This is a genomic window from Erythrobacter sp. S259 (assembly GCF_057364965.1).
Genome location: NZ_CP200286.1, coordinates 309380 through 330162, shown reverse-complemented (window position 1 = coordinate 330162; position 20783 = coordinate 309380). Strand labels below are relative to the sequence as shown.

Annotated in this window: 19 protein-coding genes and 1 tRNA gene; 11 read left to right on the top strand and 9 right to left on the bottom strand. The window is 57.0% G+C overall.

The genetic code is table 11. The features are described 5' to 3' along the window. Positions 1–90: 90 nt before the first annotated feature. The 3 genes from AC0V60_RS01425 to AC0V60_RS01415 form a co-directional block, all read right to left on the bottom strand. Positions 91–306, bottom strand: coding sequence for a (2Fe-2S)-binding protein (locus AC0V60_RS01425; protein WP_486176778.1), 216 nt, complete (start codon positions 304–306; stop codon positions 91–93). 125 nt (positions 307–431) lie between these two features. After that, positions 432–1763, bottom strand: a complete 1332-nt coding sequence (locus AC0V60_RS01420) for a DUF418 domain-containing protein (RefSeq protein ID WP_486176777.1) — start codon at positions 1761–1763, stop codon at positions 432–434. Positions 1764–1877: 114 nt separating this feature from the next. Continuing rightward, complete coding sequence (locus AC0V60_RS01415) at positions 1878–2918, bottom strand: SPOR domain-containing protein (RefSeq protein WP_486176776.1); 1041 nt, start codon at positions 2916–2918, stop codon at positions 1878–1880. Positions 2919–3233: 315 nt separating this feature from the next. Here AC0V60_RS01415 and AC0V60_RS01410 point away from each other — a divergent pair, with 315 nt between their 5' ends. Genes AC0V60_RS01410 through AC0V60_RS01400 form a run of 3 tightly spaced genes read left to right on the top strand, consistent with a single transcriptional unit; the run spans position 3234 to position 5911 of the window. Next, positions 3234–3956, top strand: a complete 723-nt coding sequence (locus AC0V60_RS01410) for an AAA family ATPase (protein ID WP_486176775.1) — start codon at positions 3234–3236, stop codon at positions 3954–3956. Positions 3957–3961: 5 nt separating this feature from the next. After that, positions 3962–4441, top strand: coding sequence for a type II toxin-antitoxin system HicB family antitoxin (locus tag AC0V60_RS01405; protein WP_486176774.1), 480 nt, complete (start codon positions 3962–3964; stop codon positions 4439–4441). A gap of 60 nt (positions 4442–4501) precedes the next feature. Beyond that, positions 4502–5911 (top strand): SPOR domain-containing protein, encoded by a 1410-nt coding sequence (locus tag AC0V60_RS01400; RefSeq protein ID WP_486176773.1) that lies wholly within the window; start codon positions 4502–4504, stop codon positions 5909–5911. A gap of 95 nt (positions 5912–6006) precedes the next feature. On the opposite strand, the gene AC0V60_RS01395 is transcribed toward AC0V60_RS01400, so the two are convergent. Further along, positions 6007–7242: a dihydroorotase gene (locus AC0V60_RS01395; protein WP_486176772.1), complete on the bottom strand. Its 1236-nt coding sequence runs from the start codon at positions 7240–7242 to the stop codon at positions 6007–6009. Then, positions 7239–8333, bottom strand: a complete 1095-nt coding sequence (locus AC0V60_RS01390) for an aspartate carbamoyltransferase catalytic subunit (RefSeq protein ID WP_486176771.1) — start codon at positions 8331–8333, stop codon at positions 7239–7241. The genes AC0V60_RS01395 and AC0V60_RS01390 overlap by 4 nt, the downstream gene beginning before the upstream one ends. Before the next feature lie 164 nt (positions 8334–8497). Between AC0V60_RS01390 and sppA the strand changes: the two genes are divergently transcribed. Then, a complete protein-coding gene (gene sppA / locus AC0V60_RS01385; protein WP_486176770.1) occupies positions 8498–10396 on the top strand; it encodes a signal peptide peptidase SppA in 1899 nt (632 codons plus the stop codon). A gap of 148 nt (positions 10397–10544) precedes the next feature. After that, positions 10545–10616 (top strand) — tRNA-Val (locus AC0V60_RS01380). 545 nt (positions 10617–11161) lie between these two features. Here AC0V60_RS01380 and AC0V60_RS01375 read toward each other — a convergent pair. After that, positions 11162–12361 carry a GGDEF domain-containing protein gene (locus AC0V60_RS01375; RefSeq protein WP_486176769.1) on the bottom strand — a complete coding sequence of 400 codons (1200 nt, stop codon included), beginning with the start codon at positions 12359–12361 and terminating at the stop codon, positions 11162–11164. Positions 12362–12794: 433 nt separating this feature from the next. Between AC0V60_RS01375 and AC0V60_RS01370 the strand changes: the two genes are divergently transcribed. Beyond that, on the top strand, positions 12795–14273 hold the full coding sequence (locus AC0V60_RS01370; RefSeq protein WP_486176768.1) for a sodium:solute symporter family protein: 1479 nt from the start codon (positions 12795–12797) through the stop codon (positions 14271–14273). A gap of 53 nt (positions 14274–14326) precedes the next feature. Continuing rightward, positions 14327–15079: a hypothetical protein gene (locus AC0V60_RS01365; RefSeq protein WP_486176767.1), complete on the top strand. Its 753-nt coding sequence runs from the start codon at positions 14327–14329 to the stop codon at positions 15077–15079. Here the strand turns inward: AC0V60_RS01365 and AC0V60_RS01360 are convergent. Further along, positions 15054–15731, bottom strand: a complete 678-nt coding sequence (locus AC0V60_RS01360) for a Fe2+-dependent dioxygenase (protein ID WP_486176766.1) — start codon at positions 15729–15731, stop codon at positions 15054–15056. The genes AC0V60_RS01365 and AC0V60_RS01360 overlap by 26 nt on opposite strands. Positions 15732–15816: 85 nt before the next feature. On the opposite strand from AC0V60_RS01360, the gene AC0V60_RS01355 reads away from it, so the two are divergent. The 4 genes from AC0V60_RS01355 to AC0V60_RS01340 all read left to right on the top strand — a co-directional run bounded on the left by AC0V60_RS01355 (position 15817) and on the right by AC0V60_RS01340 (position 19837). Continuing rightward, positions 15817–16656, top strand: coding sequence for a hypothetical protein (locus AC0V60_RS01355; protein ID WP_486176765.1), 840 nt, complete (start codon positions 15817–15819; stop codon positions 16654–16656). A gap of 44 nt (positions 16657–16700) precedes the next feature. Beyond that, positions 16701–17981 (top strand): serine--tRNA ligase, encoded by a 1281-nt coding sequence (gene serS, locus AC0V60_RS01350; RefSeq protein WP_486176764.1) that lies wholly within the window; start codon positions 16701–16703, stop codon positions 17979–17981. After that, entirely contained in the window at positions 17981–18742 is a 762-nt protein-coding gene (gene surE / locus AC0V60_RS01345; RefSeq protein WP_486176763.1) for a 5'/3'-nucleotidase SurE, read from the top strand. Before serS ends, surE begins: the two co-directional genes overlap by 1 nt. Before the next feature lie 78 nt (positions 18743–18820). Next, positions 18821–19837, top strand: a complete 1017-nt coding sequence (locus AC0V60_RS01340; protein ID WP_486179408.1) for a potassium channel family protein — start codon at positions 18821–18823, stop codon at positions 19835–19837. A gap of 6 nt (positions 19838–19843) precedes the next feature. Here the strand turns inward: AC0V60_RS01340 and AC0V60_RS01335 are convergent, their stop codons facing one another. Together AC0V60_RS01335 and AC0V60_RS01330 are read right to left on the bottom strand one after the other, a co-directional pair. Further along, on the bottom strand, positions 19844–20242 hold the full coding sequence (locus AC0V60_RS01335) for a DUF1761 domain-containing protein (protein WP_486176762.1): 399 nt from the start codon (positions 20240–20242) through the stop codon (positions 19844–19846). A 22-nt stretch (positions 20243–20264) separates the two neighbouring features. Further along, a complete protein-coding gene (locus tag AC0V60_RS01330; protein WP_486176761.1) occupies positions 20265–20684 on the bottom strand; it encodes a DUF1761 domain-containing protein in 420 nt (139 codons plus the stop codon). Positions 20685–20783 lie beyond the last annotated feature (99 nt).

Below are 20783 nucleotides of genomic sequence, written 5' to 3'. Positions count from 1 at the left end.
AGCACACCCCAAGCTTCGGCAAGAGGGGTGATCAAATTTTATGTTTTAAATCAGTGGCTTGAGAAACACTCGCAATTGCGACATCGGGCCTTATAATGCGACTGCTTCGCAAAGTTTGCGCGCCGGATCGAGGCTCGCCACAAAGGCGCGCTCTTCCTCAATAGTTTTCTGAGCTTTCTCAAGGCACTGCCCGCAATTGGGCTTTTTGCCGAGGCTTGCATAGACCGCTTCAGCATCACCGCCAGCCTCTAGCGCAGCTGCACGTAAGTCTGTTTCGCGAATAGCGTTGCAAATGCAAGTGTACATAAGCTCTCGAATCTCTCCTGCGAAGCGTTTGCAGAACCTCAATATGCGAATTAATCGCAATAGCAAGCCAATTTTTGGCCACGGGCCTCCCTCTATCCACCGGTTTGATGCAAGAGCGCGGTTAATCAGAGCTTGTTCGGGAACAACCGGCGATAAGTCAGGCATCGCCACAGCCATTCCAGCGGGCCATAACGATAGCGCTCCAACCAAGGCTTGGACCACAAGAGCATAACCGCACAAGTGAGCGCTGTGACCAGATAGAGCTGCGGCCGGTTGAGTTCGGCAAAAAGGCCCAATGCCCATCCGTGGAACACAAAAAGCATGAGAACAGAGGTACCCAGATAATTCGTGAATGCCGCCCTACCCGCAGCTCTCACCCGCTCTGCAAACCACCCGGTCCATGCCGGGGAATAGGCGACCAGCAATGCAGCAATTCCCAGAACCATAGAGAGGCGCGGAAGCGGGCTCCATGCCATAAAGGCAGCATTGCTCGCCCAATATTCAAACCCAGCCCCTTTTGCGATCAGTCCGATTCCAAAAGTCGCAGCCCCACCGGCCAAGACACCGACCCAGCCCCAGATCATCATTTTCTTGCGATTGAGCGCGCCGCTGAAGAAGCCAAGCCGGTACAGGCCCATGCCCAAAAGCATGAGTGGCAGGGTCTCAAGGAAGAAGAAAGCGCTGTTGGCAAGCGGGAAATACCAGTCTTCGCTCAGTCTGTGCTGGATCAGACCAAGGTAATCGCCAGAGGTCTTGAACGCTGAAACAATCTTGTCATCGGCAAGCGCCTCCTCGACGCCTTGAGCCATCCCTTCGCGAACCTCTTCCATACCTTCTGCCTCGCCGAGCGCCGTATTGGTTACAAAATAGGGGAAGGAGAATAAGAGGTAGACCATGGCCCCAAAACCATAGCCAGCAAGGCCGGCGGCAAGCTGTGTTTTGGCTTTCCAGCCGATGCATGTGAGCGCGAGCAAGCCGATCAGTGCATACATCGCCAAAATGTCGCCCATCCAGATAAACAGGAAGTGGATATAGCCGAAGATGAAGAGGATCAGGAGCCGCCAAGCTTGAAGCTTCGCGGTGTCGCCCCGGGCCCATCCGCGCTCCATGAACAGGTACATGCCCGCCCCAAAAAGCAGTGTAAAAAGTCCGCGCATCTTCCCATCGACAGCGACAAACTGAGCAATCCAAAGCCAGCCATCAGGATCACCGGTGGGTCCTATCCACGCGCCGGGATAAGTGTACGCATTGAACGGCTGTCCGAAGACGATAATATTGGCGGCAAGAATGCCCATAACGGCAATTCCGCGGATGAAATCGAGGGTCTCAATGCGATCTTTTGCGACGACCGGGCCAGCAGTCACGGGCCTCGGTTCAGGACCCGGTTCAGAAGCGTTTGCATCCGCCATCTCAGCCTCACTGCCAACAGGTTGGTCTGAGCTTGCTGATGCATTCATCTGGAAATCCCCTGCGCCTTGAATGCTAACAACACTAGCAGTGCTGAGGCTTAGGGGAAGAGGGAACCCGGATGGGTCAGTGGTTAAGCGGTCCTATGAAGGGGATGCCATGCCTCAAGGCTTTTTGACAAGGCAGCCCTGCCCTTCGCGCTTAAGGCTGTTGCATGCGCGCTGGGCTTCGGCCCGGCTGTAGAAACCAACAGCCTGCAATCTGGTGACATTGCCGCCCGGCACCAGGTCTTTGCGTGTACCGGATAGCGCTGGGTTGGATTGAAGCTTGGACCAGAGGCGGTCTGCATTGGTCCTAACACCAAATGCGCCGAGTTGGACGCGCCAATCTCCGGTTCGCGATGACATTTGGGGCGCCGTTTGAGCGACAGAGGCCCGCGTTGGCACAGGGTCAGTTCTAACCGCAGGTGCGGCAGAAACGGGAGCACCCCGAGGCGCGCGTTCCACAAAAGCAGGCGTAGGTTGCTTAGGAAATGGTGCATTGGTCGCAGGTGCACCGCGCGTTGATGACCCAAGGTCGAGCGCTGCGAGTTCTGCGCTACGCCGCTGAGCTGCGCGTTCTTCAAGTTCACGTGCAACCGACTGAGCCATTTGGCGCTGTTCCATGGGAATGTGCTTGTCCATCTGTTGAAGCGCGTTTGCAGCTTGAGGCAGACCTGCGCTATTAGACAAAGTCACAAGCGCATAGGCGCGAACCCAGTCTTTTTGCGCGTAGTCAGCATTGAAATGCGCAAGACCAAGAACGTAACGTGCACGCGGATCACCGCGTTCGGCAGCGTCCTGGATCAATGGCATGGCGTTTGCTTGCTGTCCTTGCTGGAAGAGCAAGAGACCATAGTTATCAGCCGCTTTCACATGCCCTTTTTGCGCGGCCTCTGCGTATAATTCGCGGGCCCGGCCAATGTCAGCGGGAACGCCTCGTCCCAAACGGTAAGCCTGCGCCAGATTGAACAGCGCATCCGCATCTCCATTGCTTGCAGGAAGCTGCCATTGTGAAACCGCTGCGGTGTAGTCACCTGCGCTCCACGCATCCACACCTTGCTTCACGTCAGCTGCAACTGAACTTGCTGAAAATGCGGCGGCTACCGCTCCTAATCCCAAAAGACTGCGGAGGATGCTCGGTGTAAAAACGGTGGCTCGTGTCATGGCGCCTAGGTTCCTTATGATCCATGCGGCGGGCCCTGATTGATCCGGTCCGCCGGGTTCTACGAGGGTTTCCTAGCGTTATAATGGTTAGCAAACCGTTGACGCTGCGACTGTAGATGCACCCGCGTTCGCGATTAGGGTCCAGAAATGTTTGATCTGGCCAGTAATCCATCACCCGAGGCCCCCATTTATATGCGAGCGCGTCAACGCGCATGGCCCCGTGTTAACTGGAAATTAGGGGTAGTCTGCGATCCCCCTTGTACAGAGGCCGCGAATGGCGGTGAATTTCATGGTCACATCTTAGGGGGACCGGTTTTGCGTGTATTAGCTTTGGCATCGCAGAAAGGCGGATCAGGTAAAACTACCTTGTCCGGGCATCTGGCCGTGCAGGCGCAGCGCGCTGGCGCTGGGCCGGTGGTGCTTATTGATATCGACCCTCAAGGGTCGCTTGCCGATTGGTGGAACGAGCGCGAGGCGGAATATCCAGCTTTTGCTCAAACTACGGTCTCGCGGCTTGCCAACGACCTTGCGGTCCTTCGCCAGCAAGGTTTCAAGCTTGCGGTCATTGATACGCCGCCTGCGATCACCATGGCTATCCAATCGGTTATTTCGGTTGCTGAGCTTATTGTTGTGCCCACCCGCCCAAGCCCGCATGATTTGCGCGCCGTGGGCGCTACTGTGGATCTTTGCGAACGGGCAGGCAAGCCGCTTGTTTTCGTCGTCAACGCGGCGACGCCAAAGGCAAAAATCACCTCAGAAGCAGCCGTTGCCTTGTCACAGCACGGCACCGTTGCACCGATCACCCTTCACCAACGCACGGACTTCGCTGCATCCATGATTGATGGCCGCACCGTGATGGAAGTGGAACCAGAGGGTCGCAGTTCTGCAGAGATCAGCGCCTTGTGGAAATATATCTCAGACCGGCTGGAGAAGAATTTCCGCCGCACTGTGTTTGCATCACCAGGCACCGGGCACCAAGCCCAGCCCAATGGTGTGCAGCGTCCAGCAGGCGGGTTTGGCCGCCGCGTGGCGCATTAAACGCAATGAGCCGCGCCCAACCAAAATCTGCGTCTGAACCAAGCTTTGCCTCACTTGGCCCGACTTTGCTTGCGCGCAAAGGCGGGGCGAAACCAGCAATGCGCCCGCAATTGGCACCGCTTCCCGATATGGCGCTGGCCGAGACCGATGCGCTTGAGGATCTGGGATGGAACGATATGGGCGAGGTGCGCGATGAAACCGCCAAGCCGTCGCGCAAGAAGCAGAAATCCTCACCGGTCAGAAAATCCAAATCGGCGAAGAAAACCGCATCTAAGCAAAGGCTGACGGTAAGCAAAGCCTCTGACAAATCAAAACGGCGCGCTGCCTTTACGCTTCGGCTGGATACAGACCGCCACCTCAAACTCCGCCTCGCAGCAACCATGCATGGGGTCAGCGCACAAGCGCTCGTCACTGAAGCGATTGATGCAATGTTTGGTGAGATCGAAGACCTCGATGCCCTCGCCAACCGGATGAAACGAAACTGAATATTAACCCTTTGGGCAAATAAGCAGCCCAAGAACAAGATTAATTTAGGGGAAAGACAAATGGCTCGCAGAATTCAAACTGCATCCGCTGCACGCGTTGGCAGCCCCAAAGCCCGCCTCATTGTGGGCTCAGCAATTGCAAGCCTAGCACTGGCGAGCTGCGCTTCAACTGCGCCGCCTGCTCAGGTTTCTTTCAGTAAGGCCGAAGTCGCCCTTGAAAAGGGCAAAGCAGGCCAGGCAATCGAGCACGCCGAAACGGCGGTTTTGGCCCGGCCGCGTGATCCTGAATATCGCGCAGTCCTCGGCTCGTCTTACCTCGAATCTGGCCGGTACGATTCTGCTGCCACAGCCTTTGGTGATGCCATCGAACTCGGCGACAACCGAGGACGCACTGTGCTCAGCTATGCGCTTGCAAAGATTGCGCTCGGCGACGGGCGTTCAGCGGTGCGCATCCTCCAAGAGCGCCAGAACAGCGTTCCGCGTGCCGATCTTGGCCTTGCACTTGCGCTTGCCGGCGAAGCGGATCGCGGTGTTGAAATTCTTGTCGATACTATTCGCGGCGGAAACGGCACGCCAAAAGCCCGTCAGAACCTTGCCTATGCTTATGCATTGGCCGGAAACTGGCGCGCGGCCCGCGTGATGGCATCAGAAGACGTGCCGCCGGCACAGCTCGATGCTCGCCTCTCAGATTGGGCCGCAAGCGCCCGTCCTGAAGATCACATGCTGCGGGTTTCCAACCTCCTTGGCCTGAAACCAGTGAACGACGATGGGCAGCCATCCTACCTCGCTCTTGCCAATTTCCCATCACAGCCTGAACTGGCAGTAGAAGCTGCACAAATGGCGAAAGCGGAACCAACTCTGGCCCCTAACGCGGGCGCGCCAACGCTGCGTCAAAGCGAGAGCATGGCACTCAATGCAGGCCGCTTCGATGATGAAGTGACGGTGAGCTCTGCTAGCGCACCGCGGGTAGCACAGGCGGTGCCTGCGCCATCTGCCAAACCAAGCAATGCCGCACGCCCAGCGCCGCGCCCAGTGACACAGGCCGCCCAGCGATTTGTTTCAAACGAAATGGTGCAAAAAGTTTCCGCACCAGCAACTCCGGCACCTGTCGTCGCGGCGCGTCCTGCGCCAAGCCGGGCCAGTGCCCCAGCGCAGCGCGCTAACACTTCGGGTTCAGCCGACACACACCGGGTTCAACTGGGCTCCTTCAACAGCCGCAAAGTGGCTGAGCAAAAGTGGCGCGAATTCCAACGCCGCTATCCCGCCCTCAAAGGCCGCGATGTTGTCATCACCGAAGCGCAGGTTAATGGCCGCACATTCTTCCGTGTTGCCGCCGCTGGTTTTGGTGAGCGCGCCGCACGGTCCATGTGCGGGTCGGTCAAAGCATCAGGCGGAGGCTGCTTTGCATATGCCAAATCAAGCCCGCCAGCAGGCGCTGTTAAGCGCGGTGTGCGGGTTGCTGCACGCTAATCAGTTCCCCCGCTTTAGCGAAATTTCAAGCTTCAGCGAGACTGCCCCCGGCGAGCTTAGATGCTCATCGGGGGCATTTTTTGCCTCTGCAAATATCAGTGTTCGATCACCACACCGCCCTTGATCAAAGCGCGCACGCGACCCTGCACACCTTGCATATCGAACGGCGTGTTATCAGCGGTTGCAGCCATTTTACGCCGGTCGACGACCCATGGCGCATCGGGGTCGATTACCGCAATGTCGGCCTCAAACCCCGCTTCAAGCGTGCCCGCAGGCAGACCCAAAAGCTTTGCCGGAGCAGCGCACAGAAGATCGAAGGCTTTGCCCATGTCGATCACTTCGTCGCGCACCAGTCCCATCACCAGTGCCAGCAGCGTTTCAGCGCCGGCCATACCCGGTTCTGCATCAGCAAACGGAAGGCGTTTGTCCTCTGGCCCGCGCGGGTCATGGCCGCTTGAAAGCACATCTATTGTTCCATCACCAATCGCGGCAAGAGCCGCCTTGCGGTCCGCCTCGCTGCGCAAAGGGGGCGACAGGCGTGAGAAGGTCCTGAAATCGGCGGTCGCAAGGTCTGAAAGCATGAAATGCGCAGGGGTAATCCCGCAAGTGATCCTTGTCCCCTTCGCCTTGGCTGCTCTTACCAGATCGAACCCGGCGGCGGTTGTGACCTGCCGGAAATGGACATGTGCACCGCTGAGTTCGGCCAAAGCAATATCGCGCGCCAACGCGAGTGTTTCGGCCTCGGCAGGTGCGCTGGGCAAGCCCAACCGGGTTGCAAATTCGCCAGCGGTTGCCGCCGCTGAACCAACCAGCCCTGTGTCCTCCGAATGAGTGACCACCACCATATCAAGCATCGCCGCGTACTGCATGAGCCGCAGCATGACGCCGCTATCCGCGATCCATTGGCGGCCCGTTGCAATTCCGCGAGCGCCCGCGTCCCGCATTAGCGCGATTTCCGCAAGTTCGGCGCCCTCAAGCCCTTTGGTCGCCGCAGCGAGCGGATGCACCCAAAGATCAGGCTTGCCGCTTTTTGCGATGTAATTGACACGGCTGGGATAATCGAGCGGCGGCGATTGATCCGGCATTAAAGCTGCACGTGTGATCCCGCCAAAGTGAAAAGCAGGTTTGTCGATTGCAAAAACACCAAGATCAACGATGCCAGGGGCAATGAGCTTACCCTTTGCATTGACGACATTATCGCCCTCTTGCGCCGTCACATCGGCGCCGGCCGCCTCGATGAGGCCATCGGCGCACCGCACCGCGCCTTCGATGACACCGCCGCCGGTGACAAGTTTTCCGCCGGTGATTGTGAGCGGGCGCTTTTGCTTCATGCCTCCCACCCCTCAACGCCGCGCGCACTTCGGGTGAGCACATCAAGGCAGGCCATCCGAATAGCGACACCCATTTCGACCTGACTGGTGATAATCGAGCGGTCCAGCATATCAGCCACCTCGCTGTCGATCTCCACGCCGCGGTTCATCGGCCCCGGATGCATCACAAGCGCATCGGGCGCAGCTCTATCGAGCCTTGCTTTGGTAAGTCCATAAAGGTGATGATATTCGCGCGCCGAAGGGATGAATTGGCCCGACATACGCTCAGACTGGAGACGCAGCATCATGACCACATCGCTGCCCAGAAGCGCTGCATCGAAATCGTGATATGCCTTAGCCCCCATTCGCTCCACACCCTGCGGCATGAGTGCAGGCGGTGAACAAAGCCGCACGCTTGCACCCATAGCCTGAAGGCAAAGAATGTTGGAGCGCGCGACCCGGCTGTGCAAAATATCGCCGCAGATGAGAACCGTGCGGCCAGTAAAATCTTCGCTAGCCTCGCCTCGCTCGGTAAGCGCCTGGCGAAGGGCAAGCGCATCGAGCAGCGCCTGTGTTGGGTGTTCGTGCTGCCCATCGCCCGCGTTCAAAACCGGGCAATCGACCTTGTCCGCGATAAGCTGCGTCGCGCCGCTTGAGCCGTGGCGAATGACTATCGCATCGGCCCGCATTGCGTTGAGGGTGATCGCTGTGTCGATCAGCGTCTCGCCCTTTTTGACGCTCGATTGTGCTGCGTGCATATTCACAACATCCGCACCAAGCCGTTTGCCAGCAATCTCAAAGCTCAGCAGTGTGCGGGTAGAATTCTCGAAAAACGCATTGATGATCGTGAGCCCGCTTAGATGCTCCACCCGTTTCGCAGCGCCCCGGTTAAGCTCCACCCATTCTTGTGCGGATGCCAGCAAATAGAGGATCTCGTGACGTTCAAGCTGGCTGATGCCGGTGAGATCAGTGTGAGGAAAAGCGCTGCGGCCTTCGGGAAAGCGCCCAGAACCAAAAGAGGTGCCAATAGCATTGCCAATAGGGGTGCCGATTGGGTCGCTGGAGCTTTGCCCTTGACCGGTGCTCGCGCGTGGATTTGGCGTCGTGTTCATTAAAGCCAAGCCCTTAGTCGAAGCCTGTGCGCTGCTCAACCCATCAATACGCCCCTTCCCCTAGAAGTTTACCTGTGCCCAGTTATAGGCCAAGGAACCGCAGCCACACTGAGCGCGTTTGTTCGGCACATGCGCGGTAAGCGTTAAATGACAAGGGATCGGTAATGAGCTTTTTGGGTAAGGCATGGAAAATCATTGTAGGGATTAAAGACGGTTTGGTCCTTCTTTTCATGCTTCTTTTCTTCATCGCGCTTTTCAGCATCCTTTCAGCAGCGCCCAATCCAGGCCAAGTGCGCGAAGGCGCTCTGCTCATTGATATGTCTGGCTTCATCGTTGAAGAGAAAAGCGAAGTTGACCCGTTGCAAACACTTCTGAGCGGCTCTGCCCCGCCGGTCGAGCTGCGTGCACGCGATCTTGTAAGAGCTCTTGATGCAGCGGCAAGCGATGACCGCGTCAAGGCCGTTGTCATGGACATGAGCGCCTTCATCGGCGGCGGGCAAGTGCACATGCAGTCCATTGCCGATGCCATGGACCGGGTGCGCAAAGCGGAAAAGCCTGTCCTCACATACGCGCTTGGATACGGCGATGATCATATGCATCTGGCCTCCCACGCAAGCGAGGTTTGGGTCGACCCTCTCGGCGGCGCGACGATCGTTGGACCGGGCGGTGCGCGCCTTTATTACGCTGACCTTTTGGACAAGCTGAAAGTCAATGTCCGCGTGTACCGGGTGGGCACGTTTAAGTCCGCCGTAGAGCCCTACCTTTTGGACGGCCCCTCAGAGGCAAGCAGGGAGAACCTGGCCGCGCTTTATGGCGCGCTTTGGGAAGAGTGGCAGGCCAATGTGAAGAAGGCGCGTCCCGCACTTGATCTGGAGCGCGTCACAACCGATCCTGTTGCATGGGTCAAGGCATCTTCTGGCGATCTGGCCAAGGCGGCCCTTGACGCGGGACTTGTCGACAAAATTGGCACGAAGGTAGAGTTTGGCGAACATATTGCCGAAATCGCTGGTGAAGACGCCTTTGACAAAAAACCAGGTACTTATGCCAAGAGCGATTTTACCCCCTATTTGGCCGATGTTGGTCCCGGCACAGGTTCTTCCAGCAACAAAATTGCCGTAGTCACAGTGGCGGGCATAATTGTTGACGGCGAAGCAGGCCCCGGCACAGCAGGCGGCGAGCGGATCGTGGGTCTGCTCGATAAGGCGCTGAGTGATGAGAGCATCAAAGGTCTCGTAGTTCGGGTCGATTCCCCGGGCGGTTCGGTTATGGCTTCAGAAGACATTCGCCAAGCGGTTGAGCGTTACCGTGCGGACAAAGATGTGCCGGTCGCGGTTTCTTTTGCCAATGTCGCAGCGAGCGGTGGATATTGGGTCGCGACCAAGGCCGACCGCATCTTCGCTCAGCCTGAGACTATCACCGGCTCTATTGGCGTCTTTGCCGTGATCCCGACATTCGAGGGGACGGCTAAAGAAATTGGCGTGAGTGCTGGCGGTTTTCGGACCACGCCGCTATCGGGTCAGCCTGATTTGATCGATGGCTTTACGCCTGAGCTGGATGCGATCCTTCAAGCCGGCGTCGAAGACACCTATTCCGACTTTCTGACAATCGTGGGAGAGGCACGCGGCATGACCACAGACAAGGTGGACGCCATCGCGCAGGGCCGCGTTTGGGATGGCGGCACGGCGCGCCAGCTTGGACTTGTTGATCAGTTCGGCGGACTGGATGATGCGATGCAATGGGCGGCAAACGAAGCCGGGCTTGAAGAAGACGATTGGAGCGCGATGTATCTTGGAAGCCAGCCGGGAAATTACGATTCGCTCATTCGCCAGCTTGTGACCAATGCTTTCGCCCCTGATGTTCGGGCGCGCGGCGGAGACATCTTTGCCATGACCAAGCGCCAACGCGATGTGCTGATCGCCCAATTGGCAAGCGATGCAAAGATGCTTTCAGGCACCCAAGGCGTGCAGGCTTATTGCGCAGAATGTCCGGCCAGCCCTCGCCCCATCTCAGCCGAAGAAAAAGCCGGATTGGGTCAGATGATTGGTGCTTGGCTCACCCGCTAGAGGATCCACGCTCAGTCGCAATGCAAAGGCCGCGTTTGATCACGAGAGCAGGCCTCAATAAATGCGCCCCTTTTCCACTATCGCTGTTCCGTTATGATTGTAACCATCGTGCGGTTATGCAAGCCGCCTCTTAACCGCTTTCAAAGGCGGGCGCGTAGCGCAGTGGTAGAGCACACCCGTCACGCAGGTGGGGTCGCAAGATCAATCCTTGCCGCGCCCAACATTTGGCAAACGGGCATGTCCTGAATTTAGCGAAAAAGACATGCTGCTCAGCCAGCCCAGTTTGCCTCACTCATTACCTCTTATTATGCACGACTGACCTTGTGTCGCGCTCAGCGATCCGGTCCAAATAGCCCGCCATTTCTAACAAACCCTTGGATGAGAGGCGAAGGTAAATCTGAGACACATTTTCCTCGCCACGGTAGGCGAAGACCAACCCTTTTGCCTCCAACAACTCCAGCCGCCTTAAGGCAGCCGTCGACGGCAATCCTGATGCGATGGCGACGCTCTCAATCTTTACCCCGCGGCCATTTGAGTGACCTTGAAACAAATAAAGCAGAATATCCCAAACCGGCTCCCCAAAAAGGTCGCTGGATTGAAAATGTTCAGAGCGTATGCGCCTTTGCTCGTACAGCCTTCTGGCCGCGCGAGTTCGCCTTTCTCCGAGGAGATTTGAAGCGTTCGGCGAGTGTGCCGGATCCATGATTCTCTACAGCCTTGTTAACCCCAAGCTGCATTGAAGATGCAGCCCTCTTAGCTAACGTACTAACCATGGGTAACGAAAGTTCCATCACGCGGCGAGCCTAGACCGGACGTCCTTGTTTCAGCGCCATTGATGAAACTCACATTAGCGCCCAAGCTTTGTGCTTGCATCAAAGGTTTGAGGGTATTGCTGAACAAATTTTTGAAACTCATTCCTGATGGTGCACGGCTGATCGACGAACTGAGCGTGAATTTGAGAACGCCGCTCATCTTTTCGTTGCAGACGTGATCAACGTCCGCACGCAACTTGCCGATGATTTTCTGTGCGGAATCAGCCCCTACGCCGACAAACAGGATCGCGAATTGATCTTCCCCAACGCGGCCGATCAAATCACTGTCGCGCTGCCACGATCTGACCACATCAGAAATCTCGCGCACGACCATATCGCTGGTATCAGGGCCCCATTTCTCCTTGATATTTTCAAACCAATCGAATTGCAGGATGGCCAATGCGACAGGCATGTTCAAGCGGTGTGATTTAGCAACAGCGGTCTCACAAGCCTGCTCGAAGGTACGCTGATCCAGAAAACCGGAGATAGGATCAGACCGGTCCTTACCGTAGCGGATTTCAAGGGCGTCCTGGATCGCAATTACGATAAGCGACAAGCCCAATATAGCGGTCAGGACGGTTAGAATTACGACATTGATCGCAGCAATTTCGATCGTGCGCTCAAAAAGCGGCGCTAGCTCGATGTGAAGATAAAGGATGAGCAGTGGCCGCACTAAGCTCACCCCGGCAAGCAACGCCATTGTCCAGACAAGAACGCGGTCGAGAACACTCGTCGAGCGCGCCGTCCAGAGTAAGACAGCGCCAATTCCAAACAAGAGCCCGCTTGTCCCGTTCTGCACAAGCAATGCAACCGGATGCTCCGCTTGGTGAAGCGACATGAAGAGCAAGCCGCACGAAATGAGTGTAACTGCGCTCATCCCAATCAAAGGCGTTCTCTGGTTCAGGCGCCTTGTCGCTCCCCAAACGATTGCGATCACGCTGATACAAGAAAGTCCATGAAGGGCCGACATCAACCATGGGTCTCGCAGCCAAGGAAACGCAATGATCGCCGTCATGACAACAAACAGAGTGGTAAAGCCCACGCCAAAGCCAAACAGATGAGCACGCTTTCGATCAGCGTACCAGAGACTGAAAAACGCCCCAGCGAAGACTAGCGCAAGCGCAGGCCAAACCAAAGCTACCGTGAAGTGCATCCCCTCTCCCCTGAGAATTGCAGGCCCATAATTGCTATCCATACCTAACGGTTGGAATGTCAACAAAGATTACAAATAAGTGCGTTGTGACCGCGCGAAAAACACCCCCGGAATGGCGCTTAGTATTGTCAGGTTGCAACAATCCATTTGAAGCAAGGGCAGGTTCGGGTACACATATTTCTGGCTTTAAATACGGGCTAAAGGGGAGTGCGCATCTTTGAGCAAAGCGACAATGAGGGCGATTGCCTCGGGTTATCTGTTGATCTTTCTCCTAGCTACAACCTGGCCGGGGGCAGGCCTCTTTAACACGCCAACCCCCTTGGTTTTGGGACTGCCATTTAACCTCTTTATTTTGGCGCTGCTTATCAGTGTTGCGCTTTCCCTTTTGGCTGCGCTCTACATCAGCGAAACGCGGCCGCAGGACTGAAACTTGATGGAACGCTGGCACGTTATTGCGCTTGTGATCGCTGCCTATTTGGCTCTTACCCTTGCAATCGGTCTTTTGTCCGGACGCCGAGCCTCAAAAAGCGTTGCTGGATATGTCGCAGGAGACCGGGATTTTGGCCTTCTGGTCATGTATTTCGTGCTTGGTGCGTCGATTTTCTCCGCCTTCGCATTTTTGGGCGGCCCTGGTTGGGCCTACAGCCGGGGAGCGGCTGCGTTTTATATCCTGTGCTACGGCGTACTGGGCATTGCACCCTATTTCTTTATCGGCCCCAAGGCCGCAGCCTTGGGGCGCAAGTTTGGCTATGTGACACAGGGCCAGCTGATCTGCGGGCGTTTCCCATCGCGCGCGCTCTCGGTAATGATCGCGGTACTGACGGTGGCGGCTTTCATCCCGTACATCACCTTGCAAATGCGCGGCGCAGGGATCGTGATTGAGGCAGTGACAGAGGGCAATGTGCCGCTTTGGGCAGGAGCTTTGGTCGCTTACGGGATCGTTCTCATTTACGTCCTGTTTTCAGGGGTCGCAGCCGTCGGCTGGACCAACACGTTCCAAGGCATTTTCATGCTCACCATCGCATGGACGCTGGGGCTGTATCTGCCGATTTCGCTCTATGGCGGTGTAGGCGAGATGTTCACGCAGATCATGGCAGAGCGGCCTGATTTGCTCACAATGCCCGAGCTCACTGCGAGCGGTCAGCCATGGTCTTGGGGCGGGTATTCGAGCGCGATCATAGTCTCTGCTGTGGGCCTGATGATGTGGCCGCACCTTTTTATGAAGGCCTTTACCGCGCGCTCGGACAACACTTTGCGCCAAACCGTAGTGCTGTTTCCGACCTTTCAGTTGTTTCTTATTCCAGTGTTTCTAATCGGGTTTGCCGGGGTGCTTTATCCAAAAGCGCCACCATCATCTGATTTCATCTTGCCGTTTATGATCCTCAACGCAGAATTGCCCGCTATTGTCGTGGGGCTGTTTTGCGCAGGCGCTTTGTCAGCGTCGATGTCTACGGGGGACTCGCTCATGCATGCCGCTGCATCGGTGGCGGTTGAGGATGGGATTAAGCCTTACAAAGAGATGTCGGACAATGCCCGGCGACGTTTGATCCAAGCGCTTGTCTTGGTGGTCGGCGCTCTTTCCTATGCCTTTGCAGTGCTGGACGGCGTCTCTCTCGTGGTGCTGCTGCTGACCGCGTACGGCATCATCTGCCAGCTTGCCCCTCCTATCGTTGCCGCCATGTATTGGAGCCGCGCCACCACAGCAGGCGTCATCGCGGGCTTTGCAAGCGGCTCGCTAACGGCGGCGTTCTTCTTCCTCAGCGGTTATTTCGGCAATGATTTGCGCCCTTACGATCTGCACGAAGGGATGCTCGGCCTCATGGTTCATATCCCCGTATTGATTATTGTGAGCCTGCTCACCCAGCCGCAGACGGCGAGCCACAGCGAGGGGTTCACTAAGGCAGCCACCTGACCGGCAAGCCTCGCCAATTTTCAAACCGTCCAGTTTTCTGTACACAGCAAGTCATGCACCTGTTTGAGATTCTCATTGTCTTGCATGTGATCACCGGCGCGACCGGGCTTATCGCCTTTTGGGTGCCGATCATCGCCAAAAAGGGCGCAGTGAACCACCGCCGCTGGGGGCGCATTTGTTGCTACGGCTTTATCGGTGCTGGCTCGCTTGCCGTCGTGATGGCATTGATCTCATTATTCGGGCCCGAAGAGCGGCTTCCCTCCGTAACGGACCGCGTTCTGTTTGAGGGGCTCTTTGGCTGGATGATGCTTTACCTTGGCATCCTCACGATTGGCTTTGCCGATTATGGCCTTGCGGTGGTCAAACACTCTCGCGACCGTGCCGCATTGCGCGGAGGCCGCTATCAGATCGTGATCGCCGCCGTTTTGCTATCGGCCGCCTATTGCTTCTGGTTCGGTTTCGGGATCGGGGAGGCGCTTATGATGGCGGTGGCGTGCCTTGGCATTGCCGCGATGAGCATTCAGCAGCTTTATATCTGGCGCTCTGCACCCCCGACCCCGCGCTCTTACGTGGGTGAGCATTTCCGGGCGCTCATCGGTATGGGCATTTCTGCCTACACTGCTTTCATGTCGGTGGGGCTAATCCGCTATATTCCAGAGCATGTGTTCAACCCGCTCGTCTGGGCTTTGCCAAGCACAGTGGGTGTTGCCCTGATCATCGGGTTTTCGCTTCAGGCCAAACGCAAGACCAAGCCCCGCAAGGCCGCCCAAGCCCAACCCGCTAAAGGCCAGCCCACATCCGCATAAGGTTTGCGATGGTCTTGTCGATCATCAAAAGCTCCGGCGCACCGGCAGGAAGTTTCGCGGCCAAAGACGCGCGTGTGTTTTGCAGATCGAACAATAGTTCGCGCTGACCAACATCGCGGATGTGGCTTTCAATCCAACCCACTGCTACCATCCGCGTGCCTTTGGTCACGGGGGTCACTTCATGCACGCTTGATGAGGGATAAAGCACCAAATGCCCCGCCTCGCCTTTTGTCGTCTGCGTCATACCGGCGGTCTGCACCACCAATTCGCCGCCTTCGTAATCCGCCGGATCGCTTAGGAAGAGCGTGAATGAGATGTCGGTGCGCAGCTGAGCATCGCCCTTCCCCATCAGCGCATTGTCGATATGCGCGCCGTAATGGCCCCCATCTTGCGTCTTGCTGATGAGCAAGTTTGAGGTCCGGCTTGGCCGCGCTGCCGCTTTCACGATGGGGTTCTGGGTGATGAACGGCATAATCATCTGGCTCATCGCGCGCCCTGCTGCATTGCTCATCACCGCTTGGGCATTGTCCTTCACCCGTCCGGCTGTTTTTCCAGCCGTTGCACGTCCGTCCTGCCATTCGAGCTTGGCGAGCCCTGATCGGATTTCTTCAAGCTTATCGCTGTCCGTAATTGCGGCAATATTGAGTATCATGGGCAGCCTTTTTGATAATCGTTTGCAAAGAAGCGCCGCCACCTTATGGCTGGCGTGAAGTCTTGCTGATTTGGAGCACTCAATCATGAAAGTCGAACTCAAAACGTGGACCCAGCTCGGCGTTGCAACCGCGATTGGACTTACTGTTGCAGGATGCTCTGGAGAAGCGGGTGAAGGCGGGGAAACCGGCGAAAGCACCGCGACACAGCAAGTGGGTGAGGCCGGAGAAGGTGAAGGCGGAGAAGGTGAAGGCGGCGAAGCTGGAGAGGGCGGCGAAGGCGGCGTCAATATTGCGGCTGCTGGCAATGACCCTGTCATCTATGGCTCAGCACTCGCCGTGGCCGAGGCCCATGTGATCGCCGCGCGCGATGCTTATGCTGCTGGCAAAACCGAGGCGGGCGCGGAGATGTTCGCGCATCCTGTGTCCGAGGTTCTGCTTGAAATGGCACCGGTGTTCCAGGCGCAAGGGGTGGATGACCTTTCACCGCTGTTCGCAGGAGCATCCGAGGCAGCGATTGGCGGGGCGAGCGCTGAGGAAATCGCCTCTGAGGCCGATACAATCATCGCCGCCCTCCGCGATGCCGAAGCGAAAGGGCCAACTTCAGACAAATCGCATGGCAAAGTTGCCGCTGGCGTTATCGCTGACCAGATTGAACGCGCGGTGGGCATGTATGCGCAGGCCAGCCAAGAGATCAATTACGGGCCTTATCTGGATGGCTACGGTTTCTACAAAGCCGCTCAAAGCGCTTTTGAACGCTCGGCAGAGGCAATCCGCGGGGAAGATGCGGGCCTTGCGGCTTCAATCGAGAGCGCACTTGCTCTGCTGGCAGAAGCCTACCCCAGCGTCGAGCGCCCTGAGAGCCTCAATGCGAACCAGGCCGCGCTTTCTGGCGCATCAGCAGGCGTTCTACTTGGAGCAAGTTGATCGCCCCTTCCCTTACCAAAGCGATGAGGGCATAGGCGTGATCCATGCATGATATCCGCCTGATCAGAGACGACCCGGAAGGGTTTGATGCCATTCTAGCCCGGCGCGGAGCAGACCCTGTTTCGGCGCAGATACTTGCGCTTGACGAGGAACGCCGCGCTCTCGCCACCAAACTACAAGAGATGCAATCGCGCCGCAATGAAGCCTCCAAAGCCATTGGCATGGCGATGGGTCAAGGCGACAAGGAAAAGGCCGAGAGCCTGAAGGCGGAGGTCGCTGAGCTTAAGCAGTCTATGCCTGCCCTGGAAGAAAACGAACGTGAGCTTGGTGCAAAGCTACAAGACGTGTTGCTGGCTCTACCCAACCTTCTCGACCCGTCTGTTCCTGATGGGGAGAGCGAGGATGACAACCAATACCTTCGCGAATGGGGCGAGAAGCCAGACTTTGATTTCACTCCCCAAGAGCACGCCGATATGGCGCCCGCTCTCGGCATGGATTTCGAAACAGGCGCCAAGATTTCGGGCGCGCGTTTCACTTTCCTGCGCGGAGATATGGCGCGGCTCCACCGGGCGCTGGGGCAGTTCATGCTCGATACCAACACGCGTGAGCATGGCTTTACCGAATGCAATCCGCCGCTGCTGATTAATGAGCAGGCAGGCTACGGCACCGGGCAACTTCCCAAGTTTGGCGAAGACCTGTTCTGGACCAAGGACGACCGTATTCTCATTTCCACATCTGAGATGGTTCTGGGCAATTCATTCCGCGAGCAATTGTTTGCTGAAAGCGATTTTCCCATGCGGCTGACCGCGCTCACCCCATGCTTCCGCTCTGAGGCGGGCGCAGCTGGGCGCGACACGCGCGGTTTTATCCGTCAGCATCAGTTCGAAAAGGTCGAGATGATCGTTGCCGCAACGCCCGATCAGGCGGCCGAGGAGCATGAGCGCATCACTGGCATTGCCGAGGGGCTCTTGCAGAAACTGGGCCTCCATTACCGAGTGATGGCACTGTGTTCTGGCGATATGGGCGCATCAATGATGAAGACTTATGATCTTGAGGTGTGGCTGCCAGGGCAAGGCGCTTACCGTGAGATCAGCTCTTGCTCAAATGGCGGGACCTATCAACCACGGAGGATGAATGCACGTTATCGTCCGGAAGGGTCGAAGAAGAGTGAGTATTTCCACCTCCTCAACGGCTCTGGCCTTGCGGTTGGCCGCACGCTTGTTGCGGTGATCGAGAACTATCAGCAGGCGGATGGAAGCGTCGTGGTTCCAGAAGCGCTCCATTCCTACATGGGCGGCGTGACCAAGCTTGAGCCAGTGTCTTAATGCGTATCCTGCTTACCAATGACGATGGTATTCATGCACCGGGCCTTGCCGTGCTTGAGAAAATCGCAAGGCAGTTTTCAGACGATGTATGGGTGTGCGCGCCTGCCGAAGAGCAATCGGGGGCCGGACACTCGCTAACGCTCAATCGCCCGGTGCGGTTGCAGCAGTTTTCTGAGCGGCGCTTTGCCGTGACGGGAACGCCGACTGACAGCGTTTCCATGGGCCTTCGCGAGGTGCTGGGACCTGACAAACAGCCCGACCTTATCCTGTCCGGCGTCAATAGGGGTGCGAACCTTGGCGATGATGTCACCTATTCAGGCACAGCTTCGGCGGCGATGGAGGGAGCGCTTGCGGGCATTCGGTCCATCGCGCTGAGCCAAGTGATTGCGCCAGAGACGCGCGGCACCGACGCAGAATTTGCGCAGGCGCTGGAATGGGCTCCCAAAGTGATTGAGCCGCTCCTTGATGCGCCCTTCGGCAATCGCACCTTCCTCAATGTGAATTTCCCGTCTGTGGGCGCACAAGGCATCCGTATCACGCGTCAGGGTTTTCACGACTATTCGCGCGGCAGCGTGGTCGAAGGGACGGACCCGCGCGGCCTCAAATACTTCTGGTTTGGCCTCCACCCGATTGAGCACACACTGGATCACGGGACCGACCTTGAAGCTATTGCCGACCGGTATGTCACTGTCACGCCGCTACAACTTGACTTGACGCATTACCCCACCATCGACAATCTTGCTGTCCGGTTCGAGGGGTAAAACACACACGCAATGGCACAAGGCGAGGTAGACCGGCTCTTTGCAAAACAGCGTGGGCGCCACCCTGCGCAAAAGCGGATGCGGCCCCTGCGCCGCGCGGTAGGTCTGCCAGTTTGGGCCGATATATCGCTGCGCATTTTCGCAACGTTCTTCCTTATTTTTATCGTGATTATGATCCATTGGTTCGACCGCGAAGGGCTGGTCGATAATGTCGATAATCATGTCAGCTTTCTTGACGTTGTCTATTTCACCATGATTTCAATCACGACGACCGGTTTTGGCGATATTGCCCCGGTTTCTGACAGCGCCCGGTTCAAAGAGGCGGTGATCGTGACGCCGATCCGGTTTTTGGTTTTCTTTATCTTCGTGGGCACCGCCTACAATTTCATCATCAAACGCAGCTGGGAGAAATGGCGCATGGCTCGCATCCAGGATAAGCTCTCGGACCATGTGGTCGTCCTTGGCTACGGGGTTTCAGGTGCTCAGAGCGTTGAGGAGCTGATCGAGCGCGGGACAAAGGCGGACAGCATCGTCGTCGTCGATCCGAGCGAGGACCGTCTCAGAGAAGCTGAGAAGCTCGGTGTAAACGTGATTGCTGCGGATGCGACCCGGGACGAGACTTTGAAAGCGGTGCGTATACAAACGGCTCAGAACGTGCTTGTTTCGGCGGGCCGCGATGACACCTCGATCCTTATCGTCCTGACTGTACGCCACCTTGCGCCGCGCGTACCGATCAGCGTGGTGGTGCGTGCTGACGATAACGAGTTGCTGGCAAGGCAAGCGGGCGCAGATAACGTCATCAACCCGGTGCGCTTTACCGGCCTGCTGCTCGCAGGCTCTGCCAATGGTCCGCATATCGCCGATTATTTGGCCGACCTAGCCTCTGTCTCAGGCCGCGTCCAACTGGTTGAGCGGGTTGTCACCGAAACCGAATGCGGGTGCTCCATCGGTGAACTTAGCACTGGCGGCAGGGGTCTTCGCATCTACCGCAATGGCCGCGCGATCGGGTTTTGGGAGGAGGAATGCAAAAGCCTTCAGCCAGGAGACGTCATCGTCGAAATCGTGCCTTCCGAAAGCAGCAATGGGACCAGCTAACCCGCGTCACAGGAAGAGCAGGAAAACACCGCCCATCGCAGCCATGCCGATCAGAAAATGGGCGCTGTCTATCGCGAACAAAAGGCCGCTTTTGCGCTGAAACAGATAATTGATGCCCATCGCAGGGATCATTACACCCAGAGCAAAGCCCACAGACATCATGATCACGACATGGGGCGCAGGATTGGTGCGAGCGATCAGATGCCAAAGCACCATGGCAATCAGCATCTCAAACAGGAAGCAAAGCCCGAAGATGAGAGCCGGATTTCCGCCTTGCACCTGCTTGTCCGTAAGGCCGGCCTCGCGTTGCCAAACTTTGCCAAATAACACGCCGTACCAAAGTGCTCCCACCGCAAAGAACGCGGCTGTTCCTGCCAAGACAGGCCACAATGCAAAATCACTCATGTATTAGTCCTCCTTTGCTCGCCTAAGGCAGGTAGGCATGAACAAAACCCATCGCCGCGTAGAAAAGCAGCCAGTAACCAGCGTCGATAAAAAGCAGCGCCTTACCCTTTTGGCTGAACAGATAGTTGGTGCCGAGCGCGGGGATGATGAAGCCTACCGCTACCCCTAAAGCCGTCACCACCTTGACCGTCACGGACAGCTCCACCCCGTTGAATTCGAAGGTGTGAAACGTATGCGCCAGCGTCCAGCTTGCGAGCAATGAAAAGGCGAAAGCCCCGCCGTAGATGAGGCCCATATTGCCCTCTTTGATTTGATCTTCGGTAAGGCCGACAGCGCCCATCCACTTTTTGCCCATTACAGGGCCGTACCAAATGCCTCCGACCAGAAAGCCGCAAAGCGCAGCCGCGACCACACCGATCCAATTCACGTCCAATAAGTCCATAGATCCCTCCCGTTCGGGGCAGTTCCGAGCCTCCCGCGCCCTTCACCCTTCGACGCGGATTGTATCCGAAAATGCTCCGGGTGGAAGGCCAACCGGGGG